The sequence below is a fragment of the Oceanobacter sp. ABM4_470 genome, from assembly GCF_056158645.1.
In genome coordinates, this window is the sequence record NZ_JBSWTR010000001.1 from 22,084 (window position 1) to 39,664 (window position 17,581).

The 17,581-nt window shown below is 55.4% G+C and carries 16 protein-coding genes; 15 read left to right on the forward strand and 1 reads right to left on the reverse strand.

Annotated elements, in window-relative coordinates; translation table 11 throughout:
• Nucleotides 1-195 precede the first annotated feature (195 nt).
• The 14 genes from ACXADJ_RS00105 (at nt 196) to ACXADJ_RS00170 (ending at nt 14,804) form a co-directional block, all read left to right on the forward strand.
• Nucleotides 196-630 (forward strand): hypothetical protein, encoded by a 435-nt coding sequence (locus ACXADJ_RS00105; RefSeq protein WP_475061745.1) that lies wholly within the window; start codon nt 196-198, stop codon nt 628-630.
• Nucleotides 627-1,832 carry an efflux RND transporter periplasmic adaptor subunit gene (locus ACXADJ_RS00110; protein ID WP_475061747.1) on the forward strand — a complete coding sequence of 402 codons (1,206 nt, stop codon included), beginning with the start codon at nt 627-629 and terminating at the stop codon, nt 1,830-1,832. Before ACXADJ_RS00105 ends, ACXADJ_RS00110 begins: the two co-directional genes overlap by 4 nt.
• 5 nt (nt 1,833-1,837) lie before the next feature.
• Entirely contained in the window at nt 1,838-3,805 is a 1,968-nt protein-coding gene (locus ACXADJ_RS00115; protein ID WP_475061749.1) for a MacB family efflux pump subunit, read from the forward strand.
• The gene (locus tag ACXADJ_RS00120) at nt 3,805-5,283 is read left to right on the forward strand and encodes a TolC family protein (protein WP_475061751.1); all 1,479 of its coding nucleotides are present in this window, start codon (nt 3,805-3,807) and stop codon (nt 5,281-5,283) included. The genes ACXADJ_RS00115 and ACXADJ_RS00120 overlap by 1 nt, the downstream gene beginning before the upstream one ends.
• 186 nt (nt 5,284-5,469) lie before the next feature.
• Nucleotides 5,470-7,056 carry a peptide chain release factor 3 gene (locus ACXADJ_RS00125; RefSeq protein ID WP_028293776.1) on the forward strand — a complete coding sequence of 529 codons (1,587 nt, stop codon included), beginning with the start codon at nt 5,470-5,472 and terminating at the stop codon, nt 7,054-7,056.
• Between the two features lie 102 nt (nt 7,057-7,158).
• Nucleotides 7,159-7,470, forward strand: a complete 312-nt coding sequence (locus ACXADJ_RS00130; RefSeq protein ID WP_475061753.1) for a hypothetical protein — start codon at nt 7,159-7,161, stop codon at nt 7,468-7,470.
• Between the two features lie 422 nt (nt 7,471-7,892).
• Nucleotides 7,893-8,327 (forward strand): 50S ribosomal protein L13, encoded by a 435-nt coding sequence (rplM, locus tag ACXADJ_RS00135; protein ID WP_475061756.1) that lies wholly within the window; start codon nt 7,893-7,895, stop codon nt 8,325-8,327.
• A 2-nt stretch (nt 8,328-8,329) separates the two neighbouring features.
• A complete protein-coding gene (rpsI, locus tag ACXADJ_RS00140; protein WP_475061758.1) occupies nt 8,330-8,722 on the forward strand; it encodes a 30S ribosomal protein S9 in 393 nt (130 codons plus the stop codon).
• 234 nt (nt 8,723-8,956) lie between these two features.
• Nucleotides 8,957-9,553, forward strand: a complete 597-nt coding sequence (petA, locus tag ACXADJ_RS00145) for a ubiquinol-cytochrome c reductase iron-sulfur subunit (RefSeq protein ID WP_475068075.1) — start codon at nt 8,957-8,959, stop codon at nt 9,551-9,553.
• Nucleotides 9,553-10,779, forward strand: coding sequence for a cytochrome b (locus tag ACXADJ_RS00150; protein WP_028293771.1), 1,227 nt, complete (start codon nt 9,553-9,555; stop codon nt 10,777-10,779). The genes petA and ACXADJ_RS00150 overlap by 1 nt, the downstream gene beginning before the upstream one ends.
• Nucleotides 10,779-11,537 carry a cytochrome c1 gene (locus ACXADJ_RS00155; RefSeq protein ID WP_028293770.1) on the forward strand — a complete coding sequence of 253 codons (759 nt, stop codon included), beginning with the start codon at nt 10,779-10,781 and terminating at the stop codon, nt 11,535-11,537. Before ACXADJ_RS00150 ends, ACXADJ_RS00155 begins: the two co-directional genes overlap by 1 nt.
• A 91-nt stretch (nt 11,538-11,628) precedes the next feature.
• Nucleotides 11,629-12,255 carry a stringent starvation protein SspA gene (sspA, locus tag ACXADJ_RS00160; RefSeq protein WP_475061762.1) on the forward strand — a complete coding sequence of 209 codons (627 nt, stop codon included), beginning with the start codon at nt 11,629-11,631 and terminating at the stop codon, nt 12,253-12,255.
• Nucleotides 12,256-12,263: 8 nt separating this feature from the next.
• Entirely contained in the window at nt 12,264-12,677 is a 414-nt protein-coding gene (locus tag ACXADJ_RS00165; RefSeq protein ID WP_475068077.1) for a ClpXP protease specificity-enhancing factor, read from the forward strand.
• A 204-nt stretch (nt 12,678-12,881) separates the two neighbouring features.
• On the forward strand, nt 12,882-14,804 hold the full coding sequence (locus ACXADJ_RS00170) for a methyl-accepting chemotaxis protein (RefSeq protein ID WP_475061764.1): 1,923 nt from the start codon (nt 12,882-12,884) through the stop codon (nt 14,802-14,804).
• A 5-nt stretch (nt 14,805-14,809) separates the two neighbouring features.
• Here ACXADJ_RS00170 and ACXADJ_RS00175 read toward each other — a convergent pair whose 3' ends face one another.
• Nucleotides 14,810-15,394 (reverse strand): VF530 family protein, encoded by a 585-nt coding sequence (locus tag ACXADJ_RS00175; protein ID WP_475061766.1) that lies wholly within the window; start codon nt 15,392-15,394, stop codon nt 14,810-14,812.
• A 227-nt stretch (nt 15,395-15,621) separates the two neighbouring features.
• Between ACXADJ_RS00175 and ACXADJ_RS00180 the strand changes: the two genes are divergently transcribed.
• Entirely contained in the window at nt 15,622-17,511 is a 1,890-nt protein-coding gene (locus ACXADJ_RS00180; protein ID WP_475061769.1) for an alkaline phosphatase D family protein, read from the forward strand.
• Nucleotides 17,512-17,581: the final 70 nt, after the last annotated feature.

Consider the following 17,581-nt stretch of genomic DNA (forward strand, 5'->3'; position numbering starts at 1 on the left):
TGGCTTCTGCCATCGGGGTGTTTTTTTATAAAAAAGTATTTTGAATAGGGAAATTTTTAAAAAGGTCTTATCCGCTTCTTAACCTGAAAGAACTGATAATTGTTATTATTGCTATTCGCTCGCATCCGGGCGATGACCTGATGGTGGTTGGGCATGAGTGCCGCTTCGCCATCGGACTTCTTCAGGAATCCAGTTATGAAACGCCTCGTTCTTGCGGCCTGTATCAGTGCTGCAGCCAGTGCCACGTCGGTATGGTGGTTTACTTCTGCGGCGATAGCGACCGGTAACGACCGTTCGACGCCTGCTTTTAACCAGCCAGCTTCTGCTCAAGCGACTCAGTCCAAACAGGCTGTTTCCAGGTCGCCTGACAACACCGTGGCGGGGGCTGATCGCAGCGAAACCCGCGGTCCGCGCGGTGACGGCGAAGCTCGCGGCCCTCGCGGTGAGGGAGAAGCTCGTGGCCCTCGCGGTGACGGCGAAGCTCGTGGTCCGCGCGGTAATGGCGAGCGGCCGGAAGGCGCTCGACGTGGCAAGCCGGATGCTGGCACAGAGACAGCGAGCGAATTGAATTCTGACAACCCGGAAGCACCACGCCGCAAGCGTGAACAACAACAAGGAGCATCCGAATGAGCACCCCTTCTTCACCAGTATCATCAGGCAAGGGCAAGCGTTGGCTGGCCGTGCTGCTGTGGCTGATTATTCTGGGTTCACCAGCCGTGGCTGCCTATGTGATCTGGTCGGATACCGACACCGAAGCCGACAGCTGGCTGATCGAACCATTGGCTTACGGCGATATTGAATCCAGCGTGGCGGCCACCGGTACACTGGAGCCAAAAAATTACGTGGAAGTGGGGGCTCAGGTGTCGGGGCAGGTCAAACACCTGTTAGTTGAAGAAGGCGATGTGGTCACCAAAGGCCAGTTGTTGGCGGAAATTGACGCCTCTGTGTTCGAGCTGAATGTGCAAACTGCCGAAGCCAGCCTGGACAACAAACGCGCCCAGTTGGCCCAGCAGGAAGCCCAGCTGGAGCTGGATGAAATGCGCCTCAAGCGTAATGAAAACCTCTACACCCGCAAGGCCATCAGTCTGGATACGCTGGTTTCCAGTCGCACCGAAGTAAAAATCCTCAAGGCCAAGATCGATGCTTTGCTAGCGACCATCAAGGCCGATGAAGCCTCGCTGGAAGCCGACAAGGTATCTTTGGGTTATACCCGCATTGTCGCCCCGATTGATGGCACGGTCGCCAGCATTGCAGTACGCGAAGGTCAAACGCTGAACGCGACTAACAGTGCGCCAACGGTGTTGCAGATTTCTGACCTGTCGGTAATGACCCTGCGGGCTGAAGTGTCCGAAGCCGATGTGCCGCGTCTGAGCCGGGGGATGGATGTGAAATTTGCCACTCTGGGCAAACCAAAGGATTACCGCTGGTCGACCCTGCGTCAGATTCTGCCAACCCCGAACGTGGTCAACGACGTGGTGCTGTATCAGGTGCTGGTGGACGTTGAAAACAGTGACGGCGGTTTGATGGATTCCATGAGCACCAAGGTGTTCTTCGTTGAAAGTCACGCCGAAGATGTGCTGGTGGCACCGGTTGCCGCTGTGGTTTCTACCCCTCGTGGCAGCTTTGCCAAGGTGGCTGTGAATGGTCAACGTGAGCGTATGCCGGTTGAAACCGGCGTGCGAAGCCGCACCCATGTGGAAATTGTATCCGGCTTGCAGGAAGGCGCGCAGCTGATCGCAGGCAGCAAGCAAAAAACCTCTGACGGTGAAGCCCAGGCTCGCAGCATGACGGGCGGTACGGGGCAACGTCCGCCGGGCATGGGCCGGAGGTAAGTCAGGTGGCTAATGCTTCTCTATCAAACAGCCATGACCGCCAGACCCTGATAGCCTTGCGGGATGTCTCGCGCCACTACCAGACTGGTGATGAAACCGTCAAAGCGCTGGACGGTGTCAGCCTGACCATTGAGCACGGTGAATTTGTTGCCGTGATGGGGCAGTCCGGTTCCGGCAAGTCGACCCTGATGAACATCCTCGGGTGTCTGGATCGGCCGACCGATGGCGAATACAAGGTCAATGGCCACGATGTGGCCGACCTGACCCCCGATCAGCTGGCAGCCTTGCGCCTGAAAACCTTTGGTTTTGTGTTCCAGCGCTATCAGTTGTTAGCCAACCTGACTGCCCAGGAAAACGTCGCCTTGCCGGCGGTGTATGCCCATACGCCGAAAGAGCAACGCGAACAGCGTGCTGCTGAGTTGCTGGATAAGCTCGGGGTGGGCGTGCGTATGCATCACACGCCGTCGGAATTGTCGGGTGGCCAGCAGCAACGGGTATCGATTGCTCGTGCCATGATCAATGGCGCCGAGGTAATTCTGGCCGACGAACCAACCGGCGCACTGGACAGTGCAACGGGTGTTCAGGTGCTGGATATGCTCAAGCAGCTGAACGAAGAAGGCGTTACCGTCATTCTGATTACCCACGATGCCGAAGTGGCCGAGCACGCCAAACGTCAGATTCATATTCACGATGGCAAGATCCAGTCGGATTCGGCCGATGGCAAATGGCAGGCAGGCTCTGCCAATGCGCCCAAGGCCGCACCGGCACCACTGAAACCGTTCCGTTCGGTCAGTGCACTGGTGTCGATTGGCACGGCTTTGCAGTCGTTGAAGAACAACTGGTTTCGTACCTTGCTGACCTTGCTCGGCATTGTCATTGGTGTGGCGGCAGTGGTCGCCATGATGGCGATTGGCGAAGGCGGCAAACAACAGGTGCTGCAACGAATTGAATCCATGGGCACTAATTTGCTGCTAATTCGGCCGGGAGGTGGCAATAACCGTAGCTCTGGCGATACCGCGACCTTGTCGGTGGAAGATGCCGAGGCGCTGGCGAAGCTGCCAGGCATTGAAGCCGCGGCACCAGAGCGTAACACCCGGGCCACGGTACGGTTTGGCAGCCGGGATTTTCGCGGCAAAGTGCGGGCGATCACACCGGACTACCTGGTGGTGAAAGACTGGAGCATGTCGCAGGGCACCTTCTTTACCGAAGAAGATATGAGTTCATTGGCTCCCGTGGTGGTGATCGGCCAGACCATTGTTGACCAGTTGTTTGTCAACGGCGAAAACCCGATTGGCCAGTACGTCTTCTTGTCGAACGGCATCTTTCAGGTGGTGGGGGTGCTGGAAGCCAAAGGCGCAGCCGGTGGAGAGGACATGGATGAGGAAATGCTGATTCCGCTGACCACTGGCATGGTGCGTATCTTTGGGCGGGAATACCTCAGCTCGATTACCGTCAGCATTGAAGACACTGACGAGATTGAAGAAGCCGAAGCGCTGGTGACCTTGGCACTGACCCAGCGTCATGGCGCGGAAGACTTCACTGTTCGCAATACCGCCTCTCTGATTGAAGCCATTACCGAAACCCAGGACACCCTGACCTGGCTGTTGGGTTCGGTGGCCGCCATATCCCTGTTTGTAGGCGGCATTGGGGTGATGAATATCATGCTGGTGTCCGTGTCTGAACGCCGTCGTGAAATTGGTCTGCGCATCGCTACCGGTGCCAAACCCGGCGACATTCTGCAGCAATTCAACATTGAAGCATTGGTGGTGTGCTGTCTTGGTGGCGTAGTTGGACTGGTTCTGGGCGGTACCGTGGCGTTCATCATTGGTCAGATGAACATTGCCATTGCCTATTCGCTGACGCCACCGGTTATGGCGTTTGTTTCAGCCGTGCTGGTGGGGCTGGTTTTTGGCCATGCTCCGGCACGCAAGGCATCCCGACTGAACCCGATTGATGCTCTGGCAGAAGATTAATGGAAGGTAACAACACCGTGATGGAATCTGTTCACTCAACACCTGTGAATGCCTTGGGACAACACCAGCAGAGACAACACCAAGGCCTATGCTCTGCCAGTTTGTTGGTCGCCATGACGGCCTCCCTGCTGCTGGCAGGCTGTGCCGGGCCATCGGTACTGGATGCATCGGCAACCGATATCGAGGTTCCGCAATTAACGGCAGCACAGCAAGCGCGACTGCAAAATGCCGGTGATCTGGACCCACAATGGTGGGCGCAGCTGGGTTCGCCGGGGCTGAACCGCATCATGCAGGACGCCGAAATCGACAACCTGACGTTGCAGCAAGCGCTGTTGCGTTTGCAGCAGGCACAAATTGCGCTGGAATCAGAGCAGTCTGGCTCCTGGCCGAGCGTCAGCGCCAAGGCATCAACCAGTCAGAAAACAACCCTGGATGGCGACAGCAGTGGCAGTTGGAGCAGCGGCAGTGGTTTGAGCCTGTCGGCCAGTTACAGCGTTGATTTATGGGGTCGCCGGGCCACCCAGATTGATCAGGCCGAACTGGATGTGGTGGCGGCTCAGCTCGATCTGGCCAGCGCTCGCATCACCCTGCAAACCGGTTTGGTCAAACAATACCTGCAATGGCTGTCCAGTCGTCAGCGGTTGGATCTGGCACGCCAGAATCTGAAAGCCAGCCGCGAGCTGGAGCAACTGGTGCAAATTCGTTACCAAGCGGGCAGTGAGTCAGGCATTACCGTCGCCAGCCAGCGTAATACCACGCTGTCGCTGGAACGCAGCATCATGTCGCTGGAGCAAACGGTCGTTACCAACGAGAGGGCGCTAGCGGTGTTGCTGGGTCGAGCCGATCTGAGTGTGCCAACAGAGCTGTATCAGGAGCGCTTTGAAGATATTCGTATTCCGGCCATTGCCCGGGTACAGCCAGCACAACTATTGAAACAGCGGCCGGATATTCTGGCCGCCGAAGTGACCTTGCAGCAGCGTCATCAGAGCGTGTATCTGGCTGAAGCCGATCGTTGGCCCAGCCTGAGCCTGAGTGCCTCGTTGTCGCCACAGGATTTGCTCAATCTGGTGGATTGGAGCTTCTCGCTGGGGCAGTCGTTGTCGATGACGCTGTTTGATGGCGGTGCGACTACCGCGGCGATTGAAAGCGCCGAAGTGAACAAGGAACTGGCGCGGGTGCAATACCGTGAAACCGTGATCAGCGCCATGCAGGAAGTGCTGGAAGCCCTGGACGGAGTGGATGTTGAACATCGACGTACCGAACTGGCAGAAGAGACCCTCAGCAATAACGACCACTTGCTGGATGTAGCGCGCTTGCTGTGGGAGACCGGTGAGAGTGACTTCGACGACCTGCTCAGTTCCCAGCGTAGTTACATCAGCGCGGTGGACTCATTGGCCAGTCAGCGACTGACCAATCTGCAAGCCCTGATTGAGCTGTACGGTGCGTTAGGCATGGCTCCGCAATCGACCGTCAGATAATTCATTGACGGTGAATATGTCAGTGCCTCTGGCGGTTTTGCTGCTGGCGGTTGCTGACTGTTTTTCAATTATTGCTGCGTTCCGTGGCGAATCGACGCGGAATCAGCGAGAATAGCGGCCAAATTCTGCTCACTGCGTCAGCGCGCGGTGAGTTGACGTAGCGAATTCCCAAGACAAAGCGATCGAATGGCCAGCCAATTCCAGAACGAAGTCCAGCGTCGTCGTACGTTCGGCATTATTTCTCACCCGGATGCGGGTAAAACCACCATCACCGAAAAGCTGCTGCTGTTCGGGAATGCGATTCAGCTCGCCGGTACCGTAAAGGGCAAGAAAACCGGCCGTATGGCAACTTCCGACTGGATGCAGATGGAGCAGGACCGTGGTATCTCTATCACCACCTCGGTGATGCAGTTCCCATACCGTGAGCGGATGGTGAACCTGCTGGACACCCCCGGACACGAAGACTTCTCGGAAGATACCTACCGTACCCTGACCGCGGTTGACTCTGTGTTGATGGTGATTGACGGCGCCAAGGGTGTAGAAGACCGGACCATCAAGCTGATGGACGTATGTCGTCTGCGTGATACACCGATCTTCACCTTCATCAACAAGATGGACCGTGAAGTCCGTGACCACATTGAAGTGATGGACGAGATCGAAACCGTCCTGAAAATCAAATGTGCACCAGTGACCTGGCCGATTGGCATGGGTAAGGCCTTCAAGGGCATCTACGACCTGCGCACCGACATCATTCACGTGTTCAAGCAAGGCCAGGCCAGCGTGGTGCCGGACGACATCCAGATCAAGGGTCTGGATTCCCCGGAAGCCATCGAACTGTTGGGCCAGAGCCTGATTGATGACGTGCAGGAAGAAATCGAATTGGTACAGGCAGCCAGCCACGAGTTCGACCTTGACGAATACCTGCGCGGCGAACTGACGCCAGTGTTCTTCGGTACCGCATTGGCCAACTTTGGCGTGCGTGAAATGCTCAACTACTTCGTTGAGTGGGCACCGGCACCGATTGCCCGTCAGACCAAGGAGCGTGAAGTTCCACCGACGGAAGAGAAATTCAGCGGCTTTATCTTCAAGATCCAGGCGAACATGGACCCGAAACACCGCGACCGCATTGCCTTTATGCGCGTTTGTTCCGGCTCCTACACCAAGGGCATGAAGATGAAGCACACCCGCATCGGCAAGGACATCAAGATTGCCGACGCGGTGACCTTCCTGGCGGGCGACCGCTCGGCGGTAGAAGAAGCTATCTCCGGTGACATCATTGGTTTGCACAACCACGGCACCATTCAGATTGGCGATACCTTTACCCAGGGCGAAGATTTGCAGTTCACTGGTATTCCGCACTTTGCGCCAGAACTGTTCAAGCGTGTGCGCCTGAAAGACCCATTGAAGATGAAGCAGCTGCAAAAAGGTTTGCAGCAGCTGTCGGAAGAGGGGGCTACCCAGCTATTTATGCCACTGAACAACAACGACCTGATTCTGGGCGCTGTGGGTGTGCTGCAGTTTGACGTGGTTCAGCAGCGTTTGCGCGACGAATACAAAGTGGAATGTCAGTACGAACCCGTCAGTGTGGCGACCGCCCGCTGGGTGTACTGTGACGACGAGCGCAAACTGGAAGAATTCCGTCGCAAGGGCGGTGAGAACCTCGCCATCGACGGTGGCGGTCACCTGACCTACATTGCGCCAACGCGTGTGAACCTGAGCCTGACCGAAGAACGTTGGCCAGACATTCAGTTCCGCGCCACCCGCGAGCACTGATCCGGCGTCATTCTGACCTGCTGCCAGTCCGGCCGGGGCTGGCAAGCGCCAAAAGCTCAACTAGGCTTCTTTCTGTAACGTTATAAAAGAAGGAGTTTGCCTATGTTGAGCTTTTTTATTGTTGGTATCTGCGCCACGGCGGCACTGTGCCTGGGAATGTACGTGCTGTTGCAGCGTCGGGTGCTGGATGAGCAAATGATGATGGACGACGCCAAAGGCTATTTGCTGATTGGCTGCGTGCTGTTTTCGTTTGCGGTCAGTGCGACCAGTTTCTACGTCGGTCAGTTGGCCGGTTTTGACCAGAACGACGAAACCGCTACCCTGATGGCGCTGGCGATTCTGATCGACGTGATGACCGGTTTGTTATCGCTGATTTTCGGTTTGCAGCGAATGCGCGAGCCGGAGCATTACTGATACCGGCTTTTGTTCCGCTGTTCGGGTACGTTTCTGCTTTGTTTGTTTGGGGCAGGGCGCTCAGCGATCAGGTTGAGCCTCTGTCCTGTCTCTTCGACGCTTCTCACCAGAGCGTTATCAAACCGTACTTTGCGGTGGTCGTGTTCGGCGTATTAAAAGGCCACGGGTTGGCTTGTTTGGCGCCATATGACTTCTTTCGAAATTAATCTGAAATAAACAGGACAAAGATAAAACCTTGGTGTAGTATTTGCGCCCCGTTATGAAAATATGAAAACGCGGCACATTCTGTTACCAATGGGTAACGCACCGGATTCACAGCGTACTGTTGCATTAAAATTGCACAAGCAGTTGCGACTGTAATTACCGTCCTGTAGAATGCCGCCCTCTTTTCTGATCAACATGCCCTTAAAGGCGAGAAATTGATGAAAACTTACAGCGCAAAACCCGAAGCCGTAAAACGTGAGTGGTTTGTAGTTGATGCAGCTGATCAGACGCTGGGTCGCCTGGCTACCGAAGTGGCTCGCCGTTTGAGAGGCAAGCACAAGCCAGAATACACTCCTCACGTAGATACCGGCGATTACATCGTTGTTATCAACGCAGAAAAAATCAAAGTTACCGGCAAGAAAGCCAGTGACAAGATGTACTACCGTCACACTGGTTACCCAGGTGGCCTGAAGTCTATCAACTTTGAAAAGCTGATCGACTACAAGCCTCAGGACGTAATCGAGTTCGCGGTTAAAGGCATGCTGCCAAAGAATCCTTTGGGTCGTGCCATGTTCAAGAAAATGAAAGTTTACGCAGGTAGCGAGCATCCTCATACTGCTCAGCAGCCTCAAGAACTGAAGCTGGGAGAATAATCATGGCCGTGACTCAATACTGCGGTACTGGTCGTCGCAAGACTTCTACCGCTCGCGTTTTCTTGCGCCCGGGTACTGGTTCTATCACCATCAACAAGCGTTCCCTGGACGAATACTTCGGCCGTGAAACTGCTCGTATGGTTGTGCGTCAGCCTCTGGAACTGACTGAAAGCCTGGAAAAATTCGACGTTATCGTAAATGTTTGCGGTGGCGGCGGTAACGGCCAGGCTGGTGCTATCCGTCACGGTATCACCCGTGCTCTGATGCAATACGATGAGACTCTGCGTCCATCTCTGCGTGCTGCGGGTTACGTTACTCGTGATGCTCGTGAAGTTGAGCGTAAGAAAGTGGGTCTGCGTAAAGCACGTAAGAAGCCACAGTTCTCCAAGCGTTAATATTTCTTATTATCGCTACAAAAAGAAGCGTCCCTTGGCCTATGTCAATGGACGCTTTTTTTATGCCTTCGCACCCCCCGTCTGCTACCTCTTGATGGTTGTTTAGCCAACTATAATTCCATTACTATGGGCGCCGCTCTGCAATCTGTGCTGTGGTCCGAACTCTGTGTCTCTCAACAGGTTGGTAAAGACCTCGCGGCAGAAAAAGAATATTAAAAGATGGGAGAAATCGTGATGAGTCAAGACGGCGTTAATAAAGGTCGCCGCACCCTATTGGTGGGCGCGACCTCAGCTGTCGGCGCGGTTGGTGCTGGCTTTCTTGCTGTGCCCTTCGTTGGTTCCTGGATGCCAAGTGAGAAAGCGAAAGCTGCCGGCGCTCCAGCAAAAATCGACGTCAGCAAGGTAGGCGCGGGCGCTATGGTAACCGCAGAATGGCGCGGTAAGCCGGTATATGTTGCTCGCCGCACCGATGAAATGCTGGGTAAGTTGGAAGGTTTGGCCGGTCGTTTGAAGGACCCGGACAACGCCAACAAGGAACAACAACCTGACTATGCTGACAACGTATACCGTTCCCGCAAACCTGAGCTGATCGTTGTTCTGGGGGTGTGCACACACCTGGGCTGTGCCCCTAAATATCACCCGGAAGTGAAACCGGAGCCGTTCGATCCTAACTGGCAGGGCGGTTGGTTTTGCCCTTGTCATGGCTCGCGTTTCGACCTGTCTGGCCGTGTTTTCAGCGGCTCCCCCGCTTCAGACAACCTGGTGATTCCACCATACATGTACGAAGACGATAACGTCATCGTTGTTGGTGTAGACGAGGAGACCGCCTGATGAGCAACAACAAGAATTCCCTCATGGGCTGGATTGATGACCGCCTGCCGGTTACCCAGACCTACGAAAAGCATATGTCGAAGTACTATGCTCCGAAGAACTTCAACTTCTGGTACTTCTTCGGCGTACTGTCGATGCTGATGCTGGCGAACCAGATCCTGACTGGTATCTGGCTGACCATGCAGTTTACGCCAAGTGCCGAAGCCGCGTTTGCCTCCGTTGAATACATCATGCGTGATGTGGAATGGGGTTGGTTGATTCGCTACATGCACTCCACCGGCGCGACCTTCTTCTTTATTGCTGTGTACCTGCACATGATGCGGGCGCTGTTGTACGGGTCTTACCAGAAGCCGCGCGAGTTGATCTGGATTTTCGGTATGCTGATCTACCTGGCACTGATGGCCGAAGCCTTTATGGGCTACGTACTGCCATGGGGTCAGATGTCCTACTGGGGTGCGCAGGTAATTATCTCGCTGTTCTCGGTATTGCCATACGGCGACCTGCTGACCGAATGGATTCGTGGTGACTTCCTGATTTCCGGTGCCACCCTGAACCGCTTCTTTGCCCTGCACGTCATTGCTGTACCGCTGGTGATCGTGATGCTGGTGGTGGTTCACCTGCTGGCGCTGCACGAAGTGGGTTCCAACAACCCGGACGGCGTCGACATCAAAAAACTGAAAGACGAAAACGGCAAGCCTCTGGACGGCGTACCGTTCCACCCTTACTACACCGTGCACGATATGGTGGGTATCGTGGTATTCCTGATGGTGTTCTGTACCGTACTGTTCTTCTTCCCTGAAGGCGGCGGTTTCATGCTGGAATACGCCAACTTTGAACCGGCCAACGGTTTGAAAACTCCGGAACACATTGCCCCGGTTTGGTACTTCGGTGCGTTCTACGCCATCTTGCGTGCGGTACCGGACAAACTGCTGGGTGTGGCCGCCATGGGCGGTGCGATTGCGGTTCTGTTTGTGCTGCCGTGGCTGGATCGCAGCCCTGTTCGTAGCTGGCGTTACAAAGGTTGGATCAGCAAGATCTACCTGGTCATCTTCGGTATTAACTTCGTACTGCTGACCTGGTTGGGTACCCAGCCAGCGACCGAAACACTGACCCTGGTTGCTCAGGTTGCGTCCGTGATCTACTTCGGTTTCTTCATCGGTATGCCGTTCTACACCCGAATGGAAAAGACCAAGCCAGTTCCAGAGCGCGTAACAGGGGGCCACTAATGAAAAAGATTTTCGCATTGATCGCTGCCGTATTGCCGTCTCTGGCAATCGCAGCCGGTGCTGGCGTCCCGCTGGACGAGCACCGTACCGACTTGACCGACAAGGCATCGCTGCAACGTGGTGCCCAGACGTTCATGAACTATTGCATGGGATGTCACTCTCTTGAACATGCGCGTTATAACCGCATCGCCAAGGATCTGGACATTCCGGAAGCCATGATGATGGAACACCTGGTGTTCGATACCGATAAGAAGTTCGGTGATCTGGCCACCATTGGTATGCAGCAGGAAGACTCCAAGCGTTGGTTTGGTGCCACGCCGCCAGACCTGACACTGGTTGCCCGTGTACGCCGTCCGGACTGGTTGTACACCTATCTGCGCAGTTTCTACGAAGACCCTAGCCGTCCATGGGGCGTCAACAATGTGGTCTTCAAGGACGTGGGTATGCCGCATGTTCTGGCTGATTTGCAAGGTGTCCAGAAGCTGGGTACTGCGGATGTGACTGTCGGCTATGACACTCTGACTGGTCAACCGATCACGGAAGAGCAGGAACATACGCTGTATATTGCAGAAGAAGGCACTCTGACAGCAGAAGAATACGACGATTTGGTCTTCGATCTGGTAAACTTCATGACCTATGTAGCCGAGCCGATCGCTGTAGAGCGTGAACGCCTGGGTTGGTGGGTATTGTTGTTCCTGGCGATTTTCTTCGTACCGGTATACCTGCTGAACAAGGAAATGTGGCGCGATATCAAATAATCGCTGTTCACTTCCCGAAGTTAGCCTGGCCGTTCTGCGGCCGGGCTATCTTTGTTTTTAGATAATTGATTTTTTAGCAAGCGAGGACACTATGGGGGTTGTAGCCAAGCGCTCTACCATGACGTTTTATTCCGATGCCACGGATCACTTCAGCCACCGCGTACGTATCGTACTGGCTGAAAAAGGTGTAGCCGTGGAAATCCTGGATGTCGATCCGAACAATCTGCCGGAAGATCTGACGTCTCTGAACCCGTACAACAGCCTGCCAACGCTGGTGGATCGTGATCTGACTCTGTACGAAGATCCGAACATCATGATGGAGTACCTGGACGAGCGTTTCCCGCATCCTCCGCTGCTGCCTGTTTACCCTGTTGCCCGTGCCGAGAGCCGTCTGTGGATCAAGCGCATTGAAAAGGATTGGGGCGGTCTGATCGACACCATCCTGAAAGGCAACGAAGGCGTTGAAGAAGCGCGTAAGGAACTGACCGACAACCTGGTTGGCATTGCGCCGATCTTCGCTGAAATGCCGTACTTCATGAGCGAAGACTTCTCCATCGTTGATTGCTGCGTTGCACCAATCCTGTGGCGTTTGCCGGTTCTGGGCATCGAACTGCCAGAAAAACAGTGCAAGCCACTGCTGCAATACATGGAGCGTCTGTTCGATCGTGAATCGTTCCAGGCTTCCCTGACTGAAGCAGAACGGGAAATGCGCGACTGATGAGTACCATGACCCCAAGCAGACCATACCTGGTACGTGCCCTGAACGAGTGGATTCTCGATAACCAGTGCACGCCTTACGTACTCGTGGATGCATCGCTTGCTGGGGTCCAGGTACCTCAGGACTACGTCAATCAGGGCCAGATTGTGCTGAACGTCAGCCCGGTCGCGGTGCAAAACCTGCTGATTGATAACGACGGCATCTCGTTTAACGCCCGCTTCGGCGGCGTGCCTATGTCGGTCTATGTACCGACGGTTGCTATCCTGGCGATTTACGCCAAGGAAAACGGCCAGGGCATGGTGTTTGGAACCGAAGCCGGTGCGCCGGACCCGGATGATCCAACGCCAACCAAAACCGAGCCGGAAGCCGATGAACCGGCGCCGTCAACGTCTGGACGACCTTCGCTGAAAGTCGTCAAGTAATCCCGAGAACGCCCGGCCCGCAAGGTCCGGGCGTTTTTGTTGGTGGCGAGCCTGTTTGCTGTTCGCCCCATTGCCAACGCTGAGCTGAATCAAACAAAGGATTCAGAATCGAGCCTCAAATCCCGACTTTCCTGACTCCAGCCTGCCATTGCGCTGTGGCTGTCTACTCTTTGAATTATTGCATTCAAGGAGAGGCATGCTGCCATGTCCATTCAGAAAAAACTGGTCTTTACCCTGGTGTTTACCATTCTGGCGTTTGCCGTGGTGTTGTCCTGGTTTTCCTACAACCGCAACGTATCGGCGGTTGAACAGCGGGTGCTGAAGGAGCAGCAGCAGGCGCTCTCGAAAGTGGTCAGCATGCTGGAAGTGACCGACGGCATCATGAGCGAGCGAGTGGTCAGCTCGATGAAACTGCTGAAAGAGCGTGGCATGGCGCTGGGCGCTGCGGAGCTGGGCGAAACCATCAGTGTGAACGGCACACGCGCCAACGACGTGTATCTGGGCAATATGGCACTGGCCAATAATTTTGCCTTGGTCGATAGCCTGACCGAAGTGATGGGGGGCACGGCGACCATCTTTTCCAAACAGGGCGACGACTTCATTCGGATTTCCACCAACGTGATGAAGGAAGGCAAGCGTGCTATTGGCACCCGATTGGCTCCCGGTGGCAAGGCCATGGCGGCCATTCGTCAGGGCAAGGCCTATTACGGCGAAGTGGATATTCTGGGTAAACCTTACCTGACGGCGTACGAGCCTTTGGTCAATTCCCGTGGCGAGGTCATTGGCATCTGGTACGTGGGTTACTCGGCCGACCTGAAATCCCTCGGGGCCGCGTTGGCAGACCTGAGCATTCTGGATAAGGGCTTTGTCGCCCTGCTGGACGGCAAAGGCGCTGTCCGATTGCATACCCAAAGTGTCAACACAGACACCATTGAACAGGCGCTGGCAGGTGAATCCGGCTGGCAGGTCAGAACCGAAGCCTTTGCCCCGTGGGGCTACGGCATTGCTCTGGGCACCGACACCCGTGAAACCGCGGCCATGGTGCGAGCCGCAGTGATGGAAGGACTGGCGGGATTGTTGGGCTTGTTGGTAGTGCTGGGTGTGGTGGTGTTCACCATGATTCAGAAAGTGGTGATGCGACCGCTGCTGCACCGCATTCGTACCATTCAGGAAATGGCCGATGGGGAAGGGGATTTGACCCGCCGCTTCAACTCCGGCCGTGATGATGAATTTGGCACCATGGCCAACGAATTTGACCGCCTGCTGGATCGTTTGCAGGCCACCATGAAGAGCGTTGCATCCGAGTCTGCCAAGGTACGTCAGGTGACCGCCAAGCTGGGCGGCATGGCTGACAGCCTCAATGCCAACCAGCTGGAGCAGGCGGACCAGACCAAAAATGTGGCGTCTGCTGCCCATGAATTGTCGATGACCGCGTCAGAAGTGGCGGGCACCACCGGCCGGGCACAGGACACCACCTCGATGGCGTTGAAGCAGGTACAGGAAGGCGCGACGCTGTTGCAGACAGCTTGTGAGCGCATTCAGTCCCAGGCCTCCAGCATTGAAGAGTCGGAACGGGCGGTGGAACAACTGGCTGCTGACAGCGCCAGCATTTCGACCGTGCTGGATGTGATTCGCAACATTGCCGAGCAAACCAATTTGCTGGCATTGAACGCCGCGATTGAAGCTGCACGGGCAGGGGAGCAAGGCCGCGGATTTGCGGTGGTGGCCGATGAAGTACGTTCGCTGGCCAGCCGAACCCAGCAGTCGACTGAAGAGATCAACGACATGGTCGCCAAGCTGCAGAAACAAGGTCAGCACGCCACCGAATTGATGCAAACCAATCGCGCCGAATCGTCTGAAAATGCCTCCATGACGGCGCAGGTCAGCAATACCTTTGCGCAAGTGGTGGATGCCATGGCCAGCCTCAGTCATGCCAATGCCGAAATCGCCAACTCAACCCGCGAGCAGGGGCAGGTGACGGAAAGTATGTCGCAAAACATCGAATCCATTTCCCACGCCAGCGACCGCAACAGTCAACTGGCGCAAGATACCCAGGCCGCTTGTGAAGAGTTGTCTTCAGTAGTGCGCTTGCTGGAGTCTCAGATCGGTCAGTACAAACTCAACTGACGCGGTTATTCGCCGTCTTGCTGGACTTTCTTGCGAGCATTGGCCCACGGGTCAGTGCTCGCGCCGTTTGTTGAGCCTTGGTTAGAGATATAGTTTGAGCTGCGGTTAGAGTTGTCGTTTGAGCTCGTGCGACCAGACTGCCCGGACGTAACCCGGCGACGTTCCATATTGCGTTGATTACCGAATGGCTTGCCGCCATGAGGGCGCTTGTTGTGTGCCGCGCTGCGGCGCTCACGCTTTTGCTGTTCCTGCTCTGCGTCTTCCAGCGACAGTTCCTGTGGTTCACCAACCTGCTGATGAGCTGGAATCACCCGATCCCGCGGCGACTGCTTGAACTGTTCGGAAGACGGGTTCGGCAGGTTCTTGTAGCGATACAGATAAAACACCTCGACCTTTTCACGCGCCCAAGTGGTCTTCTTCAAAAACTTCACGCTGGCCATAATGGTCGGGTTGGTCTTGAAACAGTTGATGTTCAGATACGCGAACAGAATCTGAAAGCCATAGTGACTGACCAGCTCCTCCAGCATTTGCTTGAGGCCGACGCCGTGCAGCGGGTTGTTCTGGTAGTTGGTTTGGTTTTCGTCTGTCATGGTGTTCCTGAAAGCGGTGCGTTTGGTGGGGATCTCTGTTGAAGCGCGCAGTGTACGCGTTTCGGTGCCTGCCGTCGCTGAACTCTGCCGCGCTAGGGAACAATGTCAGGCATATCCCTCTCCTATTACCTGACCATCTCTCAATACACCGTGTGAAGCAGAAATGGATTAACCCGGCGTTAATCCGCGCTTTGTTTCCATATCCTTTTCCCGATTGACGTGACCCCATGGCACTGACTGAACCGCTTGCAACTGCCCCCACTGATATTCCAGCCATTATTGCTGGCCCAATGCTGCGTCATACGACGCCAGACGGGCTGGTGCTGTGGCTGGTGACCAGGGACGGCACTATGCCAAGCGTGCAGCTGACGGATGCCCACTCCGGCGAGCTGATCGATTGCACCCAGCAGCAACAAGTGATTCCGGTAGGCGAGCGCTGCATGGTGCACCTGCTGGAAGTCAGTGCTGACTTACCTGTGGATACATCACTGTGCTACGACCTGCTGGATCAGCAAAATGCCTCGTTACTGGCCGGCTTGCCTCTGTGTTACGACGGTCAGCGGCTACCGGTATTTATGGTGAAGCCTGCGATCAAGCGCATGCTGCACGGTTCTTGCCGCAAACCTCATTACCCCAATGACGACGCCCTGATTCAGGCTGATGTGCAGGTTCAGCAAAGCTTGCTGGAGCCGGATAGCCGGCCGTCCCTGATGATGATGCACGGCGATCAGATATACGCCGATGATGTGGCTGGCCCAATGTTGGTGGCGATTCACCAGGTGATTGAGGCGTTGGGCCTCTACGACGAAGACTGGAAAGGCACCGAAGCCACCAATCTGAAAGACCTGATTGAACATCCCAACTGTTATTACGGCCGCGAACACCTGCTGCCCGAAGTCGACGAAAAGGTCGAAAAAATGGTGTTTCGGGGCGGCCGTAAACCCATCTTTACCGCCGATGGCGCTCATAACCATCTGGTGTCGTTCGCGGAAGTGATGGCCATGTACTTGCTGGTGTGGTCCGACACGCCATGGCAGTGGGTCGATCTGGACACCGGACGGCAGCGTATTCCGGCGCAACATTTAGCCCGCTATGACCGCGAGAAGCCGATCATCGAGGGTTTCAGTCGTGGCCTTGGTAAGGTGCGGCGCTTACTGGCGCATATCCCCAGTTACATGATGTTTGATGACCACGACGTCACCGACGACTGGAATCTTACCCGTGGCTGGGAAGAGGCCGCCTACAACAACGACTTTTCCCGCCGCATCATCGGCAATGCTCTGATCGCGTATTGGCTGTGTCAGGGCTGGGGCAATCAGCCGCAGAAATATCGCCAGTTGGCGGACGAGGTCCGTGACTGGTTTGGGCCGCAAGGCATTCAGCAGCACGATGAACTGGTCGATCGGGTGCTGGAGTTTGACGAATGGCACTACCATCTGGAGACCACCCCTAAACTGGTGGTGATGGACACCCGCACCCATCGGTGGCGCTCAGAATCCAGCGCCAACAAGCCCTCGGGCCTGATGGACTGGGAAAGCCTGAGCGAACTGCAGCAAGAGCTGATCAACCAGCCAGCGGTGATTCTGGTATCACCAGCCCCTATCTTTGGCGTAAAGCTGATCGAAGTGATTCAGCGGATATTTACCTTCGTAGGCAAGCCGCTGATGGTGGACGCCGAAAACTGGATGGCCCATCCGGGTGCGGCCAACGTGATGCTGAACATCTTCCGCCACAAGAAAACCCCACCACAGTTCATCATTTTGTCGGGGGATGTGCATTACTCCTTTGCCTACGACATCACCTTGCGCTTCCGCAAACACAGCCCGCGCATTTTGCAGATCACCTGCAGCGGTTTGAAAAACGAATTTCCCCACAAACTGCTGTCCTGGTTCGACCGTATTAACCTGATGATTTTTGGCAGCAAGTCCCCGCTGAACTTCCTCACCCGACGCCGTGATATGAAAATTGAACGCCGTCACCCCAATGGTCGCGAAAGCCGGGTACTGCACAACCACAGTGGAGTAGGGGATCTGGTACTGGCGGATAACATCGAAGACGTTCAGGCGATTGTGCACCAGGCGGATGGTAAGCGGGTGCGATTTGAGGTGGAAGATTAGGCGCCAGAGGCCCGGGTAATAGGGGTTTAGATGCCAGAAGTTTAGGTGCCAGAGGTTAAGGTGACAGAAG

Bases quoted from the DNA above. Each gene is read 5' to 3' on its own strand.
- ACXADJ_RS00105 (WP_475061745.1), top strand. From the start codon at position 196: ATGAAACGCCTCGTTCTTGCGGCCTGTATCAGTGCTGCAGCCAGTGCC.
- ACXADJ_RS00110 (WP_475061747.1), top strand. From the start codon at position 627: ATGAGCACCCCTTCTTCACCAGTATCATCAGGCAAGGGCAAGCGTTGG.
- ACXADJ_RS00120 (WP_475061751.1), top strand. From the start codon at position 3,805: ATGGAAGGTAACAACACCGTGATGGAATCTGTTCACTCAACACCTGTG.
- ACXADJ_RS00125 (WP_028293776.1), top strand. From the start codon at position 5,470: ATGGCCAGCCAATTCCAGAACGAAGTCCAGCGTCGTCGTACGTTCGGC.
- ACXADJ_RS00130 (WP_475061753.1), top strand. From the start codon at position 7,159: ATGTTGAGCTTTTTTATTGTTGGTATCTGCGCCACGGCGGCACTGTGC.
- rplM (WP_475061756.1), top strand. From the start codon at position 7,893: ATGAAAACTTACAGCGCAAAACCCGAAGCCGTAAAACGTGAGTGGTTT.
- rpsI (WP_475061758.1), top strand. From the start codon at position 8,330: ATGGCCGTGACTCAATACTGCGGTACTGGTCGTCGCAAGACTTCTACC.
- petA (WP_475068075.1), top strand. From the start codon at position 8,957: ATGAGTCAAGACGGCGTTAATAAAGGTCGCCGCACCCTATTGGTGGGC.
- ACXADJ_RS00150 (WP_028293771.1), top strand. From the start codon at position 9,553: ATGAGCAACAACAAGAATTCCCTCATGGGCTGGATTGATGACCGCCTG.
- ACXADJ_RS00155 (WP_028293770.1), top strand. From the start codon at position 10,779: ATGAAAAAGATTTTCGCATTGATCGCTGCCGTATTGCCGTCTCTGGCA.
- sspA (WP_475061762.1), top strand. From the start codon at position 11,629: ATGGGGGTTGTAGCCAAGCGCTCTACCATGACGTTTTATTCCGATGCC.
- ACXADJ_RS00165 (WP_475068077.1), top strand. From the start codon at position 12,264: ATGACCCCAAGCAGACCATACCTGGTACGTGCCCTGAACGAGTGGATT.
- ACXADJ_RS00170 (WP_475061764.1), top strand. From the start codon at position 12,882: ATGTCCATTCAGAAAAAACTGGTCTTTACCCTGGTGTTTACCATTCTG.
- ACXADJ_RS00175 (WP_475061766.1), bottom strand. From the start codon at position 15,394: ATGACAGACGAAAACCAAACCAACTACCAGAACAACCCGCTGCACGGC.
- ACXADJ_RS00180 (WP_475061769.1), top strand. From the start codon at position 15,622: ATGGCACTGACTGAACCGCTTGCAACTGCCCCCACTGATATTCCAGCC.